The organism is Haloimpatiens massiliensis, assembly GCF_900184255.1.
Lineage (GTDB): Bacteria > Bacillota > Clostridia > Clostridiales > Clostridiaceae > Haloimpatiens > Haloimpatiens massiliensis.
In genome coordinates, this window is record NZ_LT854618.1 from 1 (window position 1) to 3,152 (window position 3,152).

Genomic DNA, 3,152 nt, shown 5'->3' on the forward strand with positions numbered 1-3,152 from the left:
TGTAGTGCGTCAAAATATAGCTTTTGAAAACTGCATTTCTAAGTCAAATTATAACTATAACTCCAATAACTATCCAGTAATTAAATGCATTTTAAATAATCATATTATTGCTAAATAAAACCTCCTAATGACTTGACATCATTTGGAGGTTATTTTAAGCTTATTATAAAAACTAGAGAAAGGAAAGGGAAGAACCCCAAGCCGTGCAAAGCGAAGGTTCTTCCCTAAAAATAAGAGCGTAAGCTCTTACAACCTATTATTATGATAAGATTATTTTCACAACTATGCAAGTGTTTTAAACAAATTTCTTTTGAAAATGAGATAAATATTTTTGAAGAGTATATGAAAACGGTTAATTCAGAGGCTTTGGTATGTCCATTCTGCGGATCTAAACACGATCTATCCCTATTTGCCTCTTATAAACGCCATCTTGTGACTTATGATAATAATGAAGTTCACGATAATATAATAACTATCAATAGATATATTTGCCCGTCATGCGGACATACTCATGCTATCCTACCTTCGGTAATTGTGCCCTACATGTCATTTAGCTTTAAATTTACTGTGTCTATTATTCATGATTATCTTGTACATAAATTTACCTCTGTAGAAGCTATGTGTGAACATTACTGTATAGCAATATCTACATTCTATCGAATTTTAAATAAATTCAAAGAACATAAACAACTATGGCTTGGACTTTTACAAGACAGGCTTATTTCTAACTTAAGTTTTATACAACGTGTTATAAATAGTACCTTTATTGAAATTGAAACCTTTATAACAAACTTTTTTAATAGAAATGGATTATCCTTTTTTCAAGGAACATCATAATTAAGCTATAGCTATATGCTTTTAATTTTATTTTATATATACCACTCAATACGATAATGGATATTATAATTTCTCCATGATAGCATTTTTATAGAGGTGATGTTGAAATGAATAACAAAGAAATGATTGAAATAGCTTCTATTAGACTAGCCCTAATAGCTCCAGCTATAAATAACACTTATACCGAAAGCTCCAAAATTGCTTATTATAGGCGTGTTGCAACTACTCCTGTAAAATTACCTAACGGTAAGTCAGTTTTGTATAGTCCTGGAACACTATCTAATTGGGAATCAGATTATAATAGGTTTGGTTTTGAGGCCCTTCTACCGAAGACGCGTAGCGACATAGGTAAAACCAGAAAATTAAATGATGTAGCCATAGAACAGATATATATTCTAAAAAATACATTTCCTAAAATTAATGCTACTCTTATATATCATAAACTTATCGAAGATGGCCTTATCAATGAAAAAAGCATATCCTTATCTACAGTTCAAAGATTTATAAAAAATAATGATCTTAAATCTGCTAGATGCATAAATATGAAAGATCGAAAAGCCTTTGAAGAAGAGTTTGCAACTGGTATGTACCAAGGTGATACATGTTATGGCCCGTATATTACTGAAAATGGCATACGTAAAAGAACATATCTAATTATGCTAATTGATGACAAATCAAGGCTTATCGTTGGCGGAAGATTTTTTTACAATGATAACTCTTATAATTTTCAAAAGGTACTTAAAGAATCTATTGCTAGATACGGCATACCTAATAAACTTTATTTGGACAACGGTTCTCCTTATAAAAATGAACAATTAAGTCTTATCTGTGGATCCCTTGGAATAGTAGAACTGCACACCATGGTAAGGGATGGAGCATCCAAAGGAAAAGTAGAAAGAAACTTTAGAACATTAAAAAGTAGATGGCTAAACGCTCTAGATACAGAATCTATATCTTCCTTAGCGGAGCTAAACGATGAGCTATTCGCATATATAAACAAGCATAATGTAACAGTACATTCAGCTACATCACAACGTCCTATCGATAGATATAAAAGCGATTTAGCTCATGTTAAAGTAGCTGCTGATAGTGAGTGGTTGGATAATTGCTTTATGAATCGCATACAACGAAGAGTTAATAATGACTCAACAATAAGCATTGATAAAATATCCTATGATGTACCTATGCAATTTATAGGACAAAAAATTGAAATAAGATATTTACCTGATGATATGGATAATGCATATGTATATTATGAAAATGTTAAATACAGTATTAGAAAAACAAATAAGGTTGAAAATGGTAAAACTAAGCGTAAGAATGCATTTACTATAAATTATTCAAAGGATGGTTTTAAAAATGTTTAAACAATTTTATGGTATGACAATGAATCCATTTGAAAAAGGTATAAAAGAAAAAGATGCCTATATGTCAAATGATCTAAAAGAGATGATATCAAGACTTGAGTATCTTAATGAAGCTAGGGGAATCGGCTTATTTACAGCTTCTCCTGGCAGTGGAAAAACCTTTGCCTTAAGATGCTTTACTAAAAAAGTAAACCCTAATTTGACAAAAGTTATATATCTTTGCTTTACTACTGTAACTACTACTGAGTTCTATAGACAATTTTGCATCTCCTTAGGAATTGAACCTTCCTCTCGTAAATCTGATATGTTTAAGAGTATAAAAGATTATATGGAAAGTATGAGTACAGATAAACGTGTGCACTATATATTAGTTTGGGATGAAGCACAATACCTAAACAATGATATTTTAAAGGATTTAAAGCTACTTATGAACTTCTCCATGGATTCAAAGGACTGTTTTTCTTTAGTTTTGATAGGACAACCTGTGTTAAATAATATCTTAGAAAAACAGATACATGAGGCATTAAAGCAAAGAATTATAATAAATTATAATTTTGGAGGACTTTCTGAACTTGAAGCTTTAGAATATATTAATTCTAGATTATCATTAGCAGGGGCTTCGCCAGAAATATTTGATAACAATGCTGTTTTGGCTGCATATAGAAGTTGTGCTGGCTCTATAAGACGCTTAAATATGATATTAACTAAAGCTTTAATAATAGGTGCGCAGCACGAAAAAAACGTAATCGATACTGATATAATAATGGCTGCCGCCAATGAAATATCATTGCATTAAAATCACAAGGAGCGCTAGCTCCTTTTTCTTTTAGGTGCAAAATGATTTTTCATTAAAAATAAAGTGATTTTGTAGAAATAATTTGACGTAAATTGTACAATAATTATAGAAATAAACTGACGTTTAAATTAGGAGAAATTTGACGTTTAACA

At 30.6% G+C, this 3,152-nt stretch carries 3 protein-coding genes; all 3 read left to right on the plus strand.

Annotation, left to right across the window (positions count from 1 at the left end; genetic code table 11):
* Window positions 1-261: 261 nt before the first annotated feature.
* The 3 genes from C1715_RS00015 (at window position 262) to C1715_RS00025 (ending at window position 3,000) form a co-directional block, all read left to right on the plus strand.
* Window positions 262-837: a DUF6431 domain-containing protein gene (locus tag C1715_RS00015; protein ID WP_102398653.1), complete on the plus strand. Its 576-nt coding sequence runs from the start codon at window positions 262-264 to the stop codon at window positions 835-837.
* Between the two features lie 107 nt (window positions 838-944).
* Window positions 945-2,204 carry a DDE-type integrase/transposase/recombinase gene (locus C1715_RS00020; RefSeq protein WP_102398654.1) on the plus strand — a complete coding sequence of 420 codons (1,260 nt, stop codon included), beginning with the start codon at window positions 945-947 and terminating at the stop codon, window positions 2,202-2,204.
* Window positions 2,197-3,000 (plus strand): ExeA family protein, encoded by an 804-nt coding sequence (locus tag C1715_RS00025; protein ID WP_102398655.1) that lies wholly within the window; start codon window positions 2,197-2,199, stop codon window positions 2,998-3,000. The genes C1715_RS00020 and C1715_RS00025 overlap by 8 nt, the downstream gene beginning before the upstream one ends.
* Window positions 3,001-3,152 lie beyond the last annotated feature (152 nt).

Coding starts and splice junctions, on each gene's coding strand:
- C1715_RS00015 (WP_102398653.1), top strand. CDS start 262: ATGATAAGATTATTTTCACAACTATGCAAGTGTTTTAAACAAATTTCT.
- C1715_RS00020 (WP_102398654.1), top strand. CDS start 945: ATGAATAACAAAGAAATGATTGAAATAGCTTCTATTAGACTAGCCCTA.
- C1715_RS00025 (WP_102398655.1), top strand. CDS start 2,197: ATGTTTAAACAATTTTATGGTATGACAATGAATCCATTTGAAAAAGGT.